Source organism: Marinobacter sp. C2H3 (genome assembly GCF_037080155.1).
Classification (GTDB): Bacteria; Pseudomonadota; Gammaproteobacteria; order Pseudomonadales; family Oleiphilaceae; genus Marinobacter.
This window is the reverse complement of the sequence record NZ_JBBBNZ010000001.1, coordinates 891655-908958: the sequence shown is the minus strand read 5'-3', so window position 1 is coordinate 908958 and position 17304 is coordinate 891655. Positions and strand designations below refer to the sequence as shown.

The following is a 17304-nucleotide window of genomic DNA, read 5'->3' as shown; positions in this document are numbered from 1 at the left end:
CCTCCTGGTCTTTCTTGTGTTTGTGATACGTGTGCAATGTCAGGTTTCGATGCAGGGCGTGGCCCGGCGCGGGACGCCTGCGCTCAGAGCAGGTCGTCCAGATCCATGGTTTCGACGTCTTCCATCTGACGCTCCGGGCTCATCTTGCCGAAGAAGCTGCGGGGCGTGCGGTAGCCGTAGTGCTTGGTCCAGTACTTGTCGGAGGAGAACTGGATGACGCCTCGGGCCACTTCGTCCACCAGCCGGTAGTCTTCCCAGACCTTGATGGTGGCCTCGGCATCGGCAAACTGGGCGATCGCTTCTTTCAGCTTGTCCGGACGACCAAAGGTCTCGGCGGCAACCGCCTTGAGGGCGAGGGAGGCACGGAAGCCCTTTTCAATGCCCAGCTCGGCGCTGTGGTCCAGCATCTGCCACGGGTCCGGGCTCAGCTCCGGGCGGGTGTCCGGCAGCAGCAGCCAGACCAGGGCACGGATGGCGTTGGGCAGGCCGCCCCACTTTGCATCGTCAATGCAGGCGGCGGCCCGCTCGGCCTGGGGCGCGATGTTGCGGGGGATCCCCGCCAGGGCGCCGGAGTTGGCGTCGTTGACGATGGCCTGCATGCCGGTGAGCAGCCCCAACAAGAAGGTCAGCTCGTCCTGCTCGGTGTAGAGGAAGGGGCACTCCATGGGCTCAGCGGCGGGATCGAACTCATAGGCGGCCATGGCGCGCTGGAACGATTTGTAGCGGCGCTCGGCGGTCTTGGCGTAGAGCCGCTTGGACTCTTCACGGGCATCCTTCGCGCCCGGCACGTCACCCCGGAAATCCGCCCGCAGGTACCGCAGCTCCGCGTCCCAGGCCCGGTATTCCATGCAGTTGCCGGCCAGCAGCATCAGCAGGGAGCCGGTGCTGTCCGGGGCGTCGGTTACCCGTTTGAAGGAATACAGCAGCGGGTCCACGCCCTCGCCCAGCGCACAGGCCATCTGCGGGTCGGACATCTGCATAACGTAAGGGGTGGCTTCGTCTTCGGAGTAATTCGCCAGTACCACGCCGGTGGTGGAATAGATAGGGTTGGCGGAGCAGCCTGCCAAAAGAATGGCGGCACCCGCGATCAGGAGCTTGAGGTTAGCCACACAGAGGCGGCCGGTGGTAGCCAGTTGGTACATAGTGTTCGCCCTGTTTCACGTTGTTTTTATAGGTACTGGAATGACAGCGTTGGATTATTGCCGTTATGCCGAGCCAATACTGTGAACCGCCACGCGCTCCTCAGTGGGCACTGTCTCCAGTCAACGGTTGCAAGGATGCGTCGAAAATGCGCTCGCCAACATGGCTGTTGCGCCGACCCCGACATGCCGATCAGGCCAATGGCCTGTCAGAGGGGGTAATCAAAAGGTTTTTCTTTGATCTGGCGCACAGAATTTTCAGGGGTGGACGGCCGAACCGGCCCGGGAGGATGGGAGACAACCGCTCGTGAAAAGGCGGGGAAACGTGAGAAACGCGCCCCGACGAGCCGCCTCAGGCCAGCGCCAGCATCGCCATAATCTGGTCGGTCAGGTCATCCAGCGTCAGCCCGCCCCGGGCCGGCCGGTACCAGGTAATGGTCCAGCTCAGGGCGCCGGTAAGCATGCGCCGGACAATGAACGGTTCCGCCTGCAGATCGCCCTGGCGGCGCAGTTGGCCAAGTACGTCCAGCCAGAGCGCCTCGTAAACTTCCCGCAGTTTGAGCACGTCCGCCCGGGCCGGCTCCGACAGGCTGCGCCACTCGAACACCAGAACTGCCATGGCCTCGCCGGTCTGCCCGTTGATGGATTCCAGTTCGGTGCGGATCAGCGCCCGCAGCTTGCCCCGGGGGGAGTCTGCGGCGTCCACCGCGGCCCGCATCAGGGCCGTGTTCAGGTGAATGGTTTCCACCATCACCGCCCGCAGAATGTCTTCCTTGGTGCGGAAGTGGTGAAACAGGCTGCCGGACTGAATGCCCACCGCCGCCGCCAGGTCCCGCACCGTGGTGCGCTCATAGCCTTTGTCCCGGAACAGCCGGGCGGCGGCCTGCAACAGGCGCCCACGGGCACTGTCCGGGTCCGACACGAGGGAATCGTCAATCAGGGTTTTCAAGATCTGGCGTGGGGTCACGGGGCGGGTCCGGGTTGCTGAGTGGGCCAATTGTCCGAAACCGATTGTACCTCAGCACCGCTTGTTTACAAACCAAGCGCTTGCTTGGTAATGTCAATGGCAGATTTGGAGATTCCAATAGCGGCCCCACCCATCGCACGGAGACTGCGCCCCATGACTGACGCCCCCCGCCCCACCGTTCGCATTGGCTGTTCGTCGGCCTTCTGGGGCGACACGGAAACCGCCGCCGCGCAGTTGGTCCGGCACGGCCAGCTGGATTATCTGGTGGCGGACTATCTGGCAGAAATCACCCTGTCGATCATGGCCGGACAGAAGATGAAAGACCCCACCCAGGGGTACGCCCGGGATTTTGTGCAAACCGTAATGGGCCCACTCCTCAGGGAGATCAAAGACCAGCGGGTCCGGGTGCTGGCCAACGCCGGCGGCGTTAACCCCGTGGCTTGTCGCGATGCACTGCAGGCGTTGTGCGACGAGGCCGGCGTGGACCTCAGGATTGCCCTGGTACTGGGCGACGACCTGATGCCCCAGAAATCCGCCCTGGCAAAAGACGGCATCGCCGAAATGGACACCGGTGCCCCCCTGCCCGGGATGATGGTGAGCCTGAACGCCTACCTGGGCGCGCCGGGGCTGGTGACCGCGCTGGAACAGGGCGCGGACATTGTGATCACCGGCCGGGTGGCGGACAGCGCGCTGGTGCTGGCACCCCTGGTACACGAATTCGGCTGGCAATGGGACGACTACGACCGGCTGGCCCAGGGCAGCCTGGCCGGCCACCTGCTGGAATGCGGCGCCCAGGCCACCGGCGGCAACTTTACCGACTGGGCCGAGGTGGCGGGCGGCTACGCCAACATGGGCTTTCCCATCGCGGAGGTGAGCGCCGACGGCACCGTGGTGATCACCAAGCCGGATGGCACCGGCGGCCTGGTGAGCCGGGGCACGGTGGCGGAGCAGCTGGTGTACGAAATCGGCGATCCCCGGGCCTACCTGCTGCCGGACGTCACCTGCGATTTCACCGCCGTGACACTCAGCCAACTCGGCCCGGACCGGGTTCAGGTGAGCGGCGCACGGGGGCGCCCACCCACCGATACCTACAAGGTCTCCGGCACCTGGCCGGACGGGTTCAAATGCACCGTCACCTTCCTGCTGGCGGGCATCGACGCGCCGGCCAAGGCCCAGGCGGTGGCCGACGCGATCCTGGCGAAAACCTCGGCCCTGTTCCGCGAGCGCGGCCTGCCGGATTACTCGGAGACCAGCATCGAACTGCTGGGTACCGAAGCCACCTACGGCGCCCACGGCCGGGCCGGCAGCTGCCGGGAAGTGGTGGTGAAGATCGCCACCGCACACCCGAAAAAGGAGGCTCTGGTGCTGTTTTCCCGGGAGATTGCCCAGGCGGCAACGGGGATGGCGCCGGGGCTCACCGGCATTGTCGGCGGGCGGCCGTCGGTCTGGCCGAAGATCCGGCTGTTCTCCTGCCTGGTGCCCAAAACCCGGGTGCAGGTGCTGGTGGATCAGGGCGGACAATCCACGCCCGTGGCCGTGGCGACGGACGGCGGGTTTGATCCCGCGTCCCTGCCGAACGAACCGCCGATACCCGCCGTTGACGAGCCATTGACAGAGACCGTACCGCTGATCCGCCTGGCCTGGGCCCGCAGCGGCGACAAGGGCGATCACAGCAACATCGGCGTGATCGCCCGGGAGCCGGCCTATCTGCCCTACCTGGCGGCGGCGCTAACGGAAGCCGCCGTGGCGGACTGGATGGCCCACGTACTGGACCCGGCGCATGGCCGGGTCACCCGTTGGGCGTTGCCGGGCCTGCCCGGATTCAATTTCCTGCTGGCCCGCAGCCTGGGCGGTGGCGGCGTTGCGAGCCTGCGGATTGATCCCCAGGGCAAGGCGTTTGCCCAGCAGTTGCTGGAGTTTCCGGTGCCGGTACCGGGGGGCATTCTGCGTTGAGTTCGGCGAGGGCTCTCCCTCCGGGTTGGTCTTCCGGGACTGTGCGCAGCAGGGATGCTGCGCTCAAGCCTACAGGGACGTATTCACGGCGTGTCCCGGAAGACCAACCCGGAGGGAGAGACCGGTGGGGGAGTTTGACGTTCTGCGTGGTCCTAGCGGCATCGCCAGGCAGCGCACAGCAACAATGGATGCATTGGGTGTGAGACAACGACTACAGGAGAAACCATGGGATACCAATCGGTGTTACGGCCCGGCCTGTTCAGCGGCCAGGTGATCATCGTCACAGGCGGCGGCTCGGGCATTGGCCGGTGCACCGCCCATGAGCTGGCGGCGCTCGGCGCCCGGGTGGCGCTGGTGGGGCGAAAGGCGGAAAAGGTCCAGGCGGTGAAGGCGGAAATTGAGGAAGACGGCGGCGTGGCCTCGGCGCATGTGTGTGACATCCGTGAAGAAGCGGCGGTCAAGGCCATGGTGGCCGCCGTCATCGCCGAACACGGGCGGCTGGACGGCGTGGTGAACAACGCCGGCGGGCAGTTTGCCGCGCCGCTGACCGGGATCAGCCAGAAAGGCTGGGAAACCGTGGTGCGCACTAACCTCACCGGCGGCTTCTTGATTGCCCGGGAAGCCTACACCCAGGCGCTGGCCAAGACCGGCGGCGCCATCGTGAACATCGTGGCGGACATGTGGGGCGGCATGCCCGGCATGGGCCACTCCGGCGCGGCCCGGGCCGGCATGGTGAACTTCACCCAGACCGCCGCCGTGGAATGGGCACCGTCCGGGGTGCGCGTCAACGCCGTGGCACCGGGCTGGATTGCCTCCAGCGGCATGGATAACTACCCGGACACCATGAAGAGCTGGATTCGTGGCCTGGCGGACGCGGTACCCCTCAAGCGCATGGGCACCGAGGCGGAAGTGAGCGCAGCCATCTGTTTTCTGCTGAGCCCGGCGGCGGCGTTCATCAGCGGCGATTGCCTGCGCATCGACGGCGCGGCCTCCCAGGGCGGCCGGGTCTGGCCCATGCCGAAAGCGAAGAACAACGCCCCGTTCAACGGCTTCCACCGGGCGGTTACTCCCCGGGTGCTGGGCGACGGCTGAGGTTGCGCCAGGCGTCGCTGGGCCCTGACAGGGCGCACGGGATAACGAACACAGAGAGACAGGTTCATGCAGGTACTCGAAAGCACGCTCAACCCCCAGTCCGAGGCGTTCCAGGCCAACGTGGACGCCATGGAAGCGCACATCCGCACCTTCCGGGACGCGGAGCAGAAGGTGCTGGACCTGGCGGAATCGGCCCGGGACAAGTTCACCCAGCGGGGCAAGCTCCTGCCCCGGGACCGGATCAACCGGCTGCTGGACCGGGGCCGCGATTTCCTGGAACTGTGCTCCCTGGCCGGCTATCGCATGCACGATGACAAGGACGGCTCCATGGCCGGCGGCGGGCTGATCGCCGGTATCGGCTGGGTCTCCGGCGTGCGCTGCCTGGTGGTGGCCAGCAACAGCGCCATCAAGGGCGGCACCATCAGCCCCGCCGGGCTGGACAAGACCCTGCGCCTGCAGCAGATCGCCCTGGAGAACAAGCTGCCGGTGGTGTCGCTGTCCGAATCGGGCGGCGCCAACCTGAACTATGCCACGGACATTTTCGTGCTGGGCGCCCGGGGCTTTGCCAACCAGGCACGGCTGTCGGCCGCCGGCATTCCCCAGATTACCGTGGTCCACGGCAACGCCACCGCCGGCGGCGCCTACCAGCCCGGGCTCTCGGATTATGTGATCACGGTACGCGAGCAGGCCAAACTGTTCCTGGCCGGCCCGCCGCTGCTGAAAGCGGCCACCGGTGAGGTGGCCACGGATGAGGAACTGGGCGGCGCCGAGATGCACGCCACCGTCGCCGGCACCGCCGAGTACCTGGCGGAAAACGACGCCGATGGTATCCGCCAGGCCCGGGACATTCTGGGCGCCCTGCCCTGGAACGAGCACCTGCCGGCGCGGCCGGAACCGGACTGGGAGCCACCCCGCTACCCGGCGGAGGAGCTGCTGGGGGTGGTGCCGTCTGACCCGAAAACGCCCTACGACTTGCGGGAGATTCTGGCGCGCATCGCCGACGGCTCCCGCTTCCTGGATTTCAAGAACGGCTACGACGACCAGACCGTGTGCGGCACCATCCGCATCGAAGGCCACAGTGTGGGCATTTTCGGCAACAACGGCCCGATCACCCCGGCCGGTTCCACCAAGGCGGCCCAGTTCATCCAGCTGTGCGATCAGGCGGGCACCCCGCTGTTGTTCCTGCACAACACCACCGGTTTTATGGTGGGCACCCATTCGGAGCAGCACGGCATCATCAAGCACGGGTCCAAGATGATCCAGGCGGTGGCGAACTGCCGGGTGCCCAAGCTCGCGGTGGTGGTGGGCGGCTCCTACGGCGCCGGCAACTACGCCATGTGCGGCCGGGGCCTGGACCCGCGGTTTATCTTCGCTTGGCCCAACAGCCGCACCGCCGTCATGGGCCCGGCCCAGGCGGGCAAGGTCATGCGCATTGTGGCGGAGGAGAAGCAGCGCAAGGCCGGCGTGGAGCCGGATGAGAAGACGCTGGCGTTCCTGGAGCAGGCCACCGCCAAGAAGCTGGAAGACGGCTCAACGGCCCTGTACGGCACCGCCCGCCTCTGGGACGACGGGCTGATTGACCCTCGCGACACCCGGCGGGTTCTGGCGCTGGCTCTGTCCCTGTGCCGAGAAGCGGAACAGCGTTCGCTGCGGTCGAATACCTTTGGGGTGGCACGGTTTTGATGGTTTATCTCCGGGGGTGCCTGAAACGCCAGCCTGCGGGTGTTGGAGTAGCACCGTCTGGGGCGTTTCGTCCAAAAAACGCTACGAGCACATCCGTGTGCGCTTGGGTCGGGCCATCCCTGGCCCTCCACATTTTTGGACGAAACGCCCCAGACGGCGCGATCGAACCACGAGTGAGCGCCGAGATTAACAATGCCCGCCGGGCAAACCCGGTGCCCGATGCGGTAAACCGAAGCAACGAGATGGCCAAAAGGCAGCAGAAGCGTGGCAGGCCCAAGCGGCTGAGTGGGTGGGGCTTCAGAAAATGTGGAGGGCCATGGACGGCCCGACCCAAGCGCACACGGACGTGCTTGTAGCGATTTTCTGAAGCCCCACCCAGTCAGCCGCTGCCCAAGCACGAGAACCGGCACCCAATCGCAGCAGGCAAGAACTCACCAAGGAGAGCCGACATGAAGTTCACCGCCGAACACGAAGCCCTGAGAAAAACCGTCCGGGACTTCGTTGAAAAGGAAATCAACCCCCACTGCGACGAGTGGGAAGCGGCCGGGGAATTCCCCATTCACGACCTGTTCAAAAAGCTCGGCAACCTGGGCCTGCTTGGCATCCAGAAACCCGAAGAATACGGCGGCATGGGCCTCGACTACAGCTACAACCTGGTGGCCGCCGAAGAGCTAGGCACCGCCCTGTGCGGGGGCGTGCCCCTGGCCATCGGCGTGCAGACCGACATGTGCACCCCGGCGCTGGCCCGGTTCGGCTCGGACGAACTCAAACGGGACTTTCTCGCCCCCGCCATCGCCGGCGACATGGTGGGCTGCATTGGCGTCAGTGAAGTGGGCGCCGGCTCCGACGTGGCCGGCCTGAAAACCAGCGCCCGCAAGGACGGCGATGATTACGTCATCAACGGCTCCAAGATGTGGATCACCAACTCCCCGAAGGCCGATTTCATCTGCCTGTTGGCCAACACCAGCGACGACAAGCCCCACAAGAACAAATCCCTGATTGTGGTGCCCATGGACAGCCCCGGCATCTCCTTCAGCCCGCACCTGAACAAACTGGGCATGCGCTCCTCCGAGACCGCCCAGATCTTCTTTGACGACGTCCGCGTGCCCCAGCGCAACCGCATCGGCGCCGAAGGCACCGGCTTCATGATGCAGATGGTCCAGTTCCAGGAGGAGCGCATGTGGGGCGCCGCCAACGTGATCAAGGCGCTGGAGGTGTGCATCAACAAAACCATCGACTACTGCCGGGAGCGGCGCACCTTCGGCCAGGCGCTGATCGACAACCAGTACATCCACTTCCGCATGGCCGAACTGCAGACCGAGGTGGAAGCCCTGCGGGCCCTGACCTATCAGGCCTGCGAGCTGCACATCGCCGGTAAAGACGCCACCCGGCTGGCCTCCATGGCCAAGCTCAAGGCCGGCCGGCTCGGACGCGAGGTGACCGACAGCTGCCTGCAGTTCTGGGGCGGCAACGGATACATGTGGGACAACCCCCTGTCCCGGGCCTACCGGGACGTGCGGCTGGTCTCCATCGGCGGCGGCGCCGACGAAATCATGCTCGGCATCATCTGCAAGCTGATGGGCATTCTGCCCGGCAAGCACAGGGACTGAACCACGAATCTGGAGAATCGCGTTATGACCGCATCCCTGCCCCACTGCGACACCCTGGTCCTGAGCGCCGATGGCCCCGTGCTGTCGGTGACCCTGAACCGGCCGGACGTGCGCAACGCCATGAGCCTGCAGATGGTCGCGGAGCTGTCCGCCGTCTTCACCCGGGTGGCCCAGGACCGCCGATTCCGGGCGGTGGTTCTCCGAGGCGCGGGCGGGCATTTCTGCGCCGGCGGGGACATACGGGACATGGCCAGCGCCCGGGGCGCGGGCGGGAATTCCGATACGACGTCCGGCGAGGACGACCCGTTCTATCGCCTCAACCGCGCTTTTGGCCGCATGATCCAGCAGGTCAACGAATCCCCCTGCGTGGTCATTGCGGTGCTGGAGGGCGCGGTAATGGGCGGCGGTTTCGGCCTGGCCTGCGTTTCGGATCTCGCCATCGCCGGCGCCAGCGCCCGCTTTGCCATGCCGGAAACCACCCTGGGGGTGATACCGGCGCAGATTGCCCCCTTTGTGGTGGAGCGCATCGGCCTGACCCAGGCCCGACGCCTGGCCCTGCTCGGGCTCCGGATTGACGGCGCCGAGGCCCTTGCGCTTGGCCTCGTCCATCAGGTGGCGGACACCGACGGCACGCTGACCGAAGCGCTGAATCAGGCCGTTGAGCGGATTCGCCAGTGCGCCCCGGAGGCCACCGCCCAGACCAAGGCGCTGTTGCACCGGGTGGGCAAGGAGCCGATGGATGCCCTGCTGGACGACGCCGCGGCCCGATTTGCCGACGCCATTCGTGGCCCCGAGGGCACTGAAGGCACCGCTGCCTTTATGCAGAAGCGGCCGCCGGCATGGGCCAACGAGGCATGATCGATCGATTCCGCGCTGGCCGGATGATCTCGCCAGAAAATGTCGAAGGCCATGGATGGCCTGAGCCAAGCGCACAGGGGTTAGGAAAGTGTTTATGAAGCGGAGCTTCATGCGAAGCCTAACGACAGCAATCTGCGATTGCTGGCCGGGCCCGCTTGCGGGGGCTCGTCGCGTTTTTCTGGCGAGATCACCCGGCCAGTGCTTCCCCCATGACTGGAGCTTTCAAAGGACAACGCCATGCTGAAAACCCTGCTGATTGCCAACCGGGGCGAGATTGCGGTGCGCATCATCCGCACCGCCCGTGCCCTGGGCTACCGTACCGTGGCCGTGTATTCCGACGCGGACGCCCGGGCGCTGCACGTGGCCGAGGCGGACCTGGCCGTGCGGATCGGTCCTGCGCCGGTCGGAGCTTCCTACCTGAACGTGGAGGCGCTGCTGGACGCCGCCCGCTGCACCGGCGCCGACGCGGTGCATCCGGGCTACGGGTTTCTCTCCGAGAACGCCGTTTTTGCCCGGGCCTGCGCCGAGGCGGGCCTGGTGTTCGTGGGGCCGCCGGCGGACGCCATTGAGCTGATGGGCAGCAAGCGCCGCTCCAAAATCGCCATGCAGGCGGCGGGCGTTCCCGTGGTGCCGGGCTTCGAAGGGGACAACGCCGGCGATGACGAACTGATCCAGGCCGCCGGCGACATCGGCTACCCGCTGATGGTGAAAGCCTCCGCCGGCGGTGGTGGCCGGGGCATGCGACTGGTTCACAGCCCGGAAGATCTGCCGGAGGCCCTGTCCCGGGCACGCTCCGAGGCGCGTCAGGCGTTCGGCGATGACGAGCTGATTCTGGAAAAGGCGGTGATCGAACCCCGACACATCGAAATCCAGGTGTTCGCCGACCGCCAAGGCAACGCGGTGTACCTGGGGGAGCGGGACTGCTCCATTCAGCGTCGGCACCAGAAGGTGGTGGAAGAGGCGCCCTCGCCATTCATGACGCCGGACCTGCGCCAGGCCATGGGTGAAGCCGCCGTGCGGGCCGCCCTCGCCTGCCGGTACGAAGGCGCCGGCACCGTGGAGTTACTGGTGGACCAGAACCGCCGGTTCTACTTCCTGGAAATGAACACCCGCCTGCAGGTGGAGCATCCGGTGACGGAACTGATCACCGGGCAGGATCTGGTGGCCTGGCAGTTGGCCGTGGCCGAAGGCCGGCCCTTGCCGCTAGCGCAGGACGCCATCCGGCTGACCGGTCACGCCATTGAAGTCCGCCTGTACGCCGAGGACCCGGCCCACGGGTTCACCCCTCAGACCGGCGAACTGCACCGTTTCCAGCCCGCCGAAGGGCCCGGTGTGCGCTTTGACAGCGGGGTGCGCAGCGGCGACCGGATCACCCCCCATTACGACCCCATGCTGGCCAAGGTGGTGGCCTGGGGCGAGAACCGGGACCAGGCCCGGCGGCGGCTCATCCGGGCCCTGGAGGACACCGCCGTGTTCGGGGTGACCACCAACCGGCATTTCCTGAGCCGGATCATCGACCACCCGGTGTTCGGCGCCGGCGAGGCAACCACTGCGTTCCTTGAGCAGGCCTTTGAAAACGATCCCTCCCTGAAGCCGATGACCCTCACCGACCGGGACTGGGCCCTTAGCGCCGCCCTGCTCGGGCTGGACACACAGGGCCAGGCCGGCTGGAGCAACGCGGCGGCCACCCGTATTCCGGTGGCGCTGGCGGTAGAGGAGACTACCCGTGAGGCGCTGCTTCGAATCCGGGGCAACACCACCGAGGTTCAGCTCGGGGAGACCGCCTTCGCGTTCCAGCGGGTGGCGGAGGGGCCGGGCGAGGTGTGCATCATCGACAACGGGGTGCGTCAGCGGTGCCAATATCACCGGGAAGGTGATTCCCTATATTTGCAGGCAGCCGGACGGGCCTGGCAGGTTCAGGACCGCACCCACGCCCCCGCCAGCGCCGATGCCGGCAGCGGCTCGGGCACCCTCAAAGCCGCCATGGACGGGGCCATCCTGGACATTCTGGCCCGGGAGGGCGAGACCGTGGCCCGGGGTCAGACCCTGGCCATCCTGGAGGCGATGAAAATGGAGCATCCGGTGAAGGCGGACTGCGACGGCGTGATTACCCACGTGCACGTGGCCGCCGGCACCCAGGTGCGCCGCCTGCAACCGCTGGTCGACATTGAGCCGGCCACCGATTAATCAGGCATCAACCACAGCGTCAGCGGAATCCACATGAGCCAAGACAACGTCACCGCCCGGGACCTCGTCCGACACCTGCCGGGCGTGCTTCGTCGCCTGCCGGCCATCGCCCGGGGGCTGTATTACTACGCCATCAAGGACGACGGCGCCGACCTGACCCTGGGCACCCTGGTGGCCCGCAACGCCGACAAGCACGGCGACCGTCCGGCGGTGCTGTTCAACGATGTGGTGGTCACCTGGGCGGAATTCGACGCCTGGTCCAACCGCATCGCCCATTACCTGCATGATCAGGGCCTGGCTCGGGGTGATGCCATCGCGGTGATGCTGGAGAACCGCCCGGAACTGCTCGCGGTGGTGGCCGGTGCCGCCAAGCTGGGTGTGGCCTGCGCCATGCTCAACACGTCCCAGAAAGGCAAGGTGCTGGCCCACAGCATCGGGCTGATCGAGCCCCGGATGATCGTGGTGGGCGAGGAACTGGTGGACACGCTGGACGGCATCCGGGACCAGCTCGCGCCGGACCATCCGGCGCCGTTCCAGTTCCTGGCCAACGCCAACACCCTGAACGTGTTCGGGGAAGCGCCCGAGGGCTACGCCAACCTGGCTGCCGGCGTCAGCGCCCGGTCCAGCGAACCGCTGGTACTGGACCAGCCGCCGACCCTGGGCGACACCGCCGTGTATCTCTACACCTCCGGCACCACCGGACTGCCCAAGGCGGCGCCCGGCTCCCACAAGAAGTTTGTGCGGGCCTACGGCGGTTTCGGGCTGATGTCCCTGGCGATGACGCCGGAGGACGTCCTGTACTGCACCTTGCCCCTGTACCACGGCACCGCGCTGCTGGTGTGTTGGGGCTCGGTGCTGGCCGGGGGCTCCGCCATTGCCCTGCGCCGCCGGTTCTCCGCCAGCGCCTTCTGGCAGGACGTGCGCCACTATCGAGCCACCACCTTCGGCTATGTGGGCGAGCTGTGCCGCTACCTGATGAACCAGCCGCCGTCCCCGGACGACCGCAATCACACGCTCACCAAGATGATCGGCAACGGCCTGCGGCCGTCCATCTGGACGCCGTTCAAGGAGCGCTTCGGCATTGAGACGGTCGCGGAGCTGTATGCGTCGTCCGAAGGGAACATCGGTTTCAGCAACTTCTTCAACGTGGACAACACCGTGGGCTTCTCCACGGCGCCATACCGCCTGGTGAAGTTCCATGAAGGCACCCGGGACCCCATTCGAGACGCCCGGGGCCGGCTGGAGGAAGCGGCCAAGGGCGAACCGGGCCTGCTGATCGGCGAGATCAACAAGAAATGGGCGTTTGAGGGTTACACCCAGAAAGACGCCACGGAAAAATCCATCCTGCGGGACGCCTTCAAACAGGGCGACGCCTGGTTCAACACCGGCGACGTGCTACGGGAGATTGGCTGGCGCCACCTGCAGTTTGTGGACCGCATGGGGGACACCTTCCGCTGGAAGGGTGAGAACGTCTCCACCACGGAAGTGGAGAACATCATCGACGGCTCCGGGCTGGTGGCCGAAGCCATTGTCTACGGCGTGGAAATCCCGGGCACCAACGGCAAAGCCGGCATGGCCACCCTGGTGCCCCAGGGCGATGCGGAAGCGTTCGATCCGGACCGGCTGTTCCGGTATCTGGCGGACAACCTGCCGCCCTACGCCGTGCCCGTATTCCTGCGGGTTGCCCGCGAGATCGAGAAAACCGGCACCTTCAAATACCGGAAAGTGGACGTGCAGAAGGCGGGCTACGCCCCGGACCAGGGCCAGGGTACCGTGTACGCCTGGCTGCCGGGCACCGAAGGCTACACCCCGGTGACGCCGGCGCTGGCCCGGGACATCGACGCCGGCGCCGTGCGTTTCTGAGGGGCCCTACCCGCCGACTTTCAGCACCACCTTGCCGGTCGCCTTGCGGCCGGTGAGTGCTCCGAGGGCCTGGGCGTAATCCTCAAACGGGTAAACGGCGCTGATCTTCGGGTCGATCTTGCCTTCGGCGAACAGGCCCATCAGGTCCACCATGTTCTGGGCGCTCACCTCCGGCTCCCGCCGGGTGAAATCGCCCCAGAACACGCCCACCACGGAGCAACCCTTCAGCAGCGTGAGGTTGGCGGGAATCTTCGGGATATCGCCGGCGGCAAAGCCGATGATCAGGTGGCGACCGTTCCAGGCCATGGCCCGCAGGGCCTGCTCGGTGTACTCACCGCCCACGGGATCGTAAATCACGTCCACGCCTTTGCTGTTGGTCAGGCGCTTGGCGGCGTCCTTGAGATTTTCCTCGGAGTAGTTGATCACCTCGTCGGCGCCGGCCGCCTGGGCGATGGCCAGCTTGTCCGCCGAACTGGCGGCGGCAATCACCCGGGCGCCCATGGCCTTGCCCAGCTCAACCGTCGCCAGGCCGACGCCGCCGCTGGCGCCCAGCACCAGCAGGGTTTCCCCTGGCTGCAGGTTGGCCCGCTGCTTGAGCGCGTAGTAGGAGGTGCCATAGACCATGGTAAAGGCGGCGGCTTTCTCGTCGGACATGGCGTCCGGCACCGGCAGCAGGTTCTGCTCCGGCACGATCACTTCCTCGGCAAACGCGCCGTAGCCGGTCAGCCCCGCCACACGGTCGCCGGGTTTGAAGCGAGTCACCTGGTCACCCACGGCGATCACCTCACCGGCCATTTCTCCCCCCGGGGAGAACGGCAGCGGCGGTTTGATCTGGTATTTATTCTCGATTATCAGGGTATCCGGGAAGTTCAGGCCGGCGGCCCGCACCCGCACCTTCACCCCTCGGCCCTTGGCCTCAGGGCTCGGCACGTCTTCAATGACGAGGGTGTCGGCGGGGCCGTATTCCTTGCAGAGGATGGCTTTCATGGGATCTCCTGAGTCGCGTGGGGTTTTGCTCAAACTAACCACACTCAGGTCATGAGGCAAATCAGGTTCTCTTATCGCGCAGAATAAACGCGGCTTATAATGCTCAGAGCAGTGTCCCGGCGTAGATCAGCGCCCCCAAGAGGCACACGCCCGCCGCCAGCAGGCCGTAGCGCAGCGCCGGTGAGAACGCCTGTGGGCGATCCCCCATCCGCACACCACCGCGCTCCGCGTCGTCGTGGTTCACCAGCTTCTGATTGGCGCTGGACTGACGAATCAGGTCAATCATGTCCTCGCACTGCTGGGCGCTGAACCGGTGCGGCTCGAACCGCGTCATGCGGTGGCGGGCCAGCAGCGCCTGCACGTCGCTGGACAGCGGTACATACTTCATCGACCAGTTTTTGAAGGTGGGCGCGGATAGCGGCTCGTCGATCAGGGTGATCAGGTTGGTGTGCCGGTCGTCTTTCTGTATGCGGCCGTAGGTGTCGCGAACGTCCTCTTCATCGCCTTCGAGGTACTGGAAAAAGTACCCGTCGCCGTAATACAGCCCCCCCACCAGGTTGCTGCGCGCGTTATTCCGCCGGGAGGTGAGCAGAATCCGGGCCACGGTGGGCTCAACGCCGGTGGTCACCGGCGTGGCTTCAAACGTAGCCTCACTGGCGTAGGCAAGACGAATCAGGGACATACACGGCTCCAGCAACAAACGCGGTAATTTGAAGGCATGATACGTTCCCCGACGCTGGCTCGGATCACTGCCCGGCAGGATGAACGCGGGCATCAAATCCGCTATCCTTGCCGCACTCGTGCCACCGACCCTGTTGTCGCCGCACGTCTGGCGCCCCGCTGGGCCGGGCCCAGTCAGCCATTCCGTCAGTCACCCCACTGTTTGACAGGTCTGCCATGGTCGACATCATCTATGTGCTGGAAATGATCGGCGTGATCGCCTTTGCCATCTCAGGCATGATCGTCGCTCGCTCAAAAAACATGGACCCGGTGGGCGTGTTTACCATCGGCTTCATCACGGCGCTGGGCGGCGGCACCCTGCGGGACCTGATGATGGACAACCACCCGCTGTACTGGATCAAGCACCAGGAACAGCCCATCCTGATCCTGGTGATGGCGATTGTGTTCAGCTACTGGAGCCGGGCGCACAAATTGCGGGAGTCCCGCATCGTGTTTCCGGACGCCATTGGCCTGGGCATTTTCTCCATTCTGGGCGCCCAGCTGGCCCTGGACCTGGGCCATTCCTGGTTCATCGCCTCACTGCTGGGTGTGATGACCGGCACCTTCGGCGGCGCCCTGCGGGACACCCTGTGCAACGAGGTGCCGTTCATCTTCCGCAAGGACCAGATCTACGCGTCCATCTCCTTTGCCGGCTGCTGGGTCTACTTTGTCTGCCAGTGGTGGCTGGGCAGCGGGCCGGTGCCCCTGACCGTCGGATTGCTGTTTATCGTCATCGTGCGGCTGCTGGCGGTGCGCTACGACATCCGCCTGCAGCGGGACCCGGCCGGCAACCGCTGAACGGTCGATCATCCCTTGGCGGCGGCGGCCGCACACGGTAACATTGCCGTTTTTTCACGCAGCCGGCGACAGACCGGCGCGCGCAGTCCCCATCACTCAACTTCCCGACTCCCGAAAGGCAGGCCTCCGTCATGCTTGAACGACTGTTCCAACTCCGGGCCCACGGCACCACCGTTCGTAAAGAACTGCTGGCGGGCGTGACCACCTTCCTGACCATGGCCTACATCATCGTGGTCAACCCCAGTGTGCTCTCCACCACCGGCATGGATTTCGGCGCCATCTTTGTCGCGACCTGCCTGGCGGCCGCCATCGGCACGCTGATCATGGGCCTGTGGGCCAACTACCCCATCGCCCTGGCCCCCGGCATGGGCCTGAACGCCTTCTTTGCGTTCACTGTGGTGGGCAGCATGGGCTACAGCTGGCAGGTGGCCCTGGGCGCGGTGTTCATGTCCGGCCTGATCTTCTTCCTGTTGAGCATCCTCAAGATCCGGGAATGGATCATCAACAGCATTCCCATGTCCCTGCGCTTCGGCATTTCCGCCGGCATTGGTTTTTTCCTGGCGCTGATCGCCCTGAAGAACGCCGGCATCGTGGTGGACCACCCCGCCACCCTGGTGGGCCTGGGCGACATCAAGACGCCGGAGGCGCTGCTGTTCTTCCTGGGCTTCGTGCTGATCTGCGCGCTGTCGTACCGCCGGGTCACCGGCGCGGTGATGATCGGCATCCTGCTGATTACCGTGATTTCGCTAGTTATGGGTATGGTCCAGTACAAGGGCTTTGTTTCGGCTCCGCCGAGTCTCGCGCCCACCTTCCTGCAACTGGACATTGGCGGCGCCCTGAACGTGGGCATGATCAGCATCATCTTCGCGTTCCTGTTCGTGGACCTGTTTGACACCTCCGGCACCCTGATCGGCGCCGCCCATCGAGGTGGCCTCCTGGACAAGGACGGCAAGCTGCCGCGCCTGGGCCGGGCGCTGATGTCCGATTCCGTGGCCACTATGTCCGGCGCGGCCCTGGGTACCTCCACCACCACCAGCTACATTGAATCCACCGCCGGTATCGCCGCCGGCGGTCGCACCGGCCTGACCGCCGTGGTGGTCGCGGTGCTGTTCCTGGCCAGCCTGGTGCTCTCACCCATTGCCAGCATCATTCCCGCCTACGCCACCGCACCGGCCCTGTTCTACGTGGCGGTGCTGATGGCCAGCGGTCTCAAGCAGATTGATTGGGACGACATCACCGAGGCGGCCCCGGCCATCGTGACCGCCCTGGCCATGCCGCTGACCTTCTCCATTGCCAACGGCATCGCCCTGGGCTTTATTACCTATGCGGTGATCAAAGCCGTCTCCGGCCGCTGGTCCCAGCTGAACGCCAGTGTGGTGACCGTCGCCGTCGTGTTCATTCTGAAATTCATGTTCCTGGACGCCGCGTAAGCGGCACCCAGGCCAAG

Annotated in this window: 13 protein-coding genes; 9 read left to right on the top strand and 4 right to left on the bottom strand. The window is 65.7% G+C overall.

Features of this window, described 5'->3' with window-relative positions; genetic code table 11:
* Positions 1-83 precede the first annotated feature (83 nt).
* Both V3388_RS04000 and V3388_RS03995 read right to left on the bottom strand, forming a co-directional pair.
* Positions 84-1142, bottom strand: a complete 1059-nt coding sequence (locus tag V3388_RS04000; RefSeq protein WP_336366227.1) for a hypothetical protein — start codon at positions 1140-1142, stop codon at positions 84-86.
* Positions 1143-1491: 349 nt separating this feature from the next.
* Positions 1492-2106, bottom strand: a complete 615-nt coding sequence (locus tag V3388_RS03995; RefSeq protein ID WP_336366226.1) for a TetR/AcrR family transcriptional regulator — start codon at positions 2104-2106, stop codon at positions 1492-1494.
* A 153-nt stretch (positions 2107-2259) separates the two neighbouring features.
* Between V3388_RS03995 and V3388_RS03990 the strand changes: the two genes are divergently transcribed.
* From V3388_RS03990 to V3388_RS03960, 7 genes are all read left to right on the top strand, one after another.
* A complete protein-coding gene (locus V3388_RS03990; protein WP_336366225.1) occupies positions 2260-4059 on the top strand; it encodes an acyclic terpene utilization AtuA family protein in 1800 nt (599 codons plus the stop codon).
* Between the two features lie 225 nt (positions 4060-4284).
* Positions 4285-5151 carry an SDR family oxidoreductase gene (locus tag V3388_RS03985; protein WP_336366224.1) on the top strand — a complete coding sequence of 289 codons (867 nt, stop codon included), beginning with the start codon at positions 4285-4287 and terminating at the stop codon, positions 5149-5151.
* Between the two features lie 66 nt (positions 5152-5217).
* Positions 5218-6834 carry an acyl-CoA carboxylase subunit beta gene (locus V3388_RS03980; protein ID WP_336366223.1) on the top strand — a complete coding sequence of 539 codons (1617 nt, stop codon included), beginning with the start codon at positions 5218-5220 and terminating at the stop codon, positions 6832-6834.
* A gap of 449 nt (positions 6835-7283) precedes the next feature.
* The gene (atuD, locus tag V3388_RS03975) at positions 7284-8444 is read left to right on the top strand and encodes a citronellyl-CoA dehydrogenase (protein ID WP_336366222.1); all 1161 of its coding nucleotides are present in this window, start codon (positions 7284-7286) and stop codon (positions 8442-8444) included.
* A 24-nt stretch (positions 8445-8468) separates the two neighbouring features.
* Positions 8469-9302 carry an enoyl-CoA hydratase/isomerase family protein gene (locus tag V3388_RS03970; RefSeq protein ID WP_336366221.1) on the top strand — a complete coding sequence of 278 codons (834 nt, stop codon included), beginning with the start codon at positions 8469-8471 and terminating at the stop codon, positions 9300-9302.
* Positions 9303-9539: 237 nt separating this feature from the next.
* Positions 9540-11489, top strand: coding sequence for an acetyl/propionyl/methylcrotonyl-CoA carboxylase subunit alpha (locus V3388_RS03965; protein WP_336366220.1), 1950 nt, complete (start codon positions 9540-9542; stop codon positions 11487-11489).
* Between the two features lie 33 nt (positions 11490-11522).
* Positions 11523-13352, top strand: a complete 1830-nt coding sequence (locus V3388_RS03960; protein ID WP_336366219.1) for a long-chain-acyl-CoA synthetase — start codon at positions 11523-11525, stop codon at positions 13350-13352.
* A gap of 6 nt (positions 13353-13358) precedes the next feature.
* On the opposite strand, the gene V3388_RS03955 is transcribed toward V3388_RS03960, so the two are convergent.
* Positions 13359-14339, bottom strand: coding sequence for an NADPH:quinone oxidoreductase family protein (locus V3388_RS03955; protein ID WP_336366218.1), 981 nt, complete (start codon positions 14337-14339; stop codon positions 13359-13361).
* A gap of 103 nt (positions 14340-14442) precedes the next feature.
* Positions 14443-15021, bottom strand: a complete 579-nt coding sequence (locus tag V3388_RS03950) for a BLUF domain-containing protein (protein WP_336366217.1) — start codon at positions 15019-15021, stop codon at positions 14443-14445.
* A 215-nt stretch (positions 15022-15236) separates the two neighbouring features.
* Between V3388_RS03950 and V3388_RS03945 the strand changes: the two genes are divergently transcribed.
* Both V3388_RS03945 and V3388_RS03940 read left to right on the top strand, forming a co-directional pair.
* Positions 15237-15857, top strand: coding sequence for a trimeric intracellular cation channel family protein (locus V3388_RS03945; protein ID WP_336366216.1), 621 nt, complete (start codon positions 15237-15239; stop codon positions 15855-15857).
* A gap of 131 nt (positions 15858-15988) precedes the next feature.
* On the top strand, positions 15989-17287 hold the full coding sequence (locus tag V3388_RS03940; protein ID WP_336366215.1) for an NCS2 family permease: 1299 nt from the start codon (positions 15989-15991) through the stop codon (positions 17285-17287).
* The last annotated feature ends 17 nt before the right edge of the window (positions 17288-17304 follow it).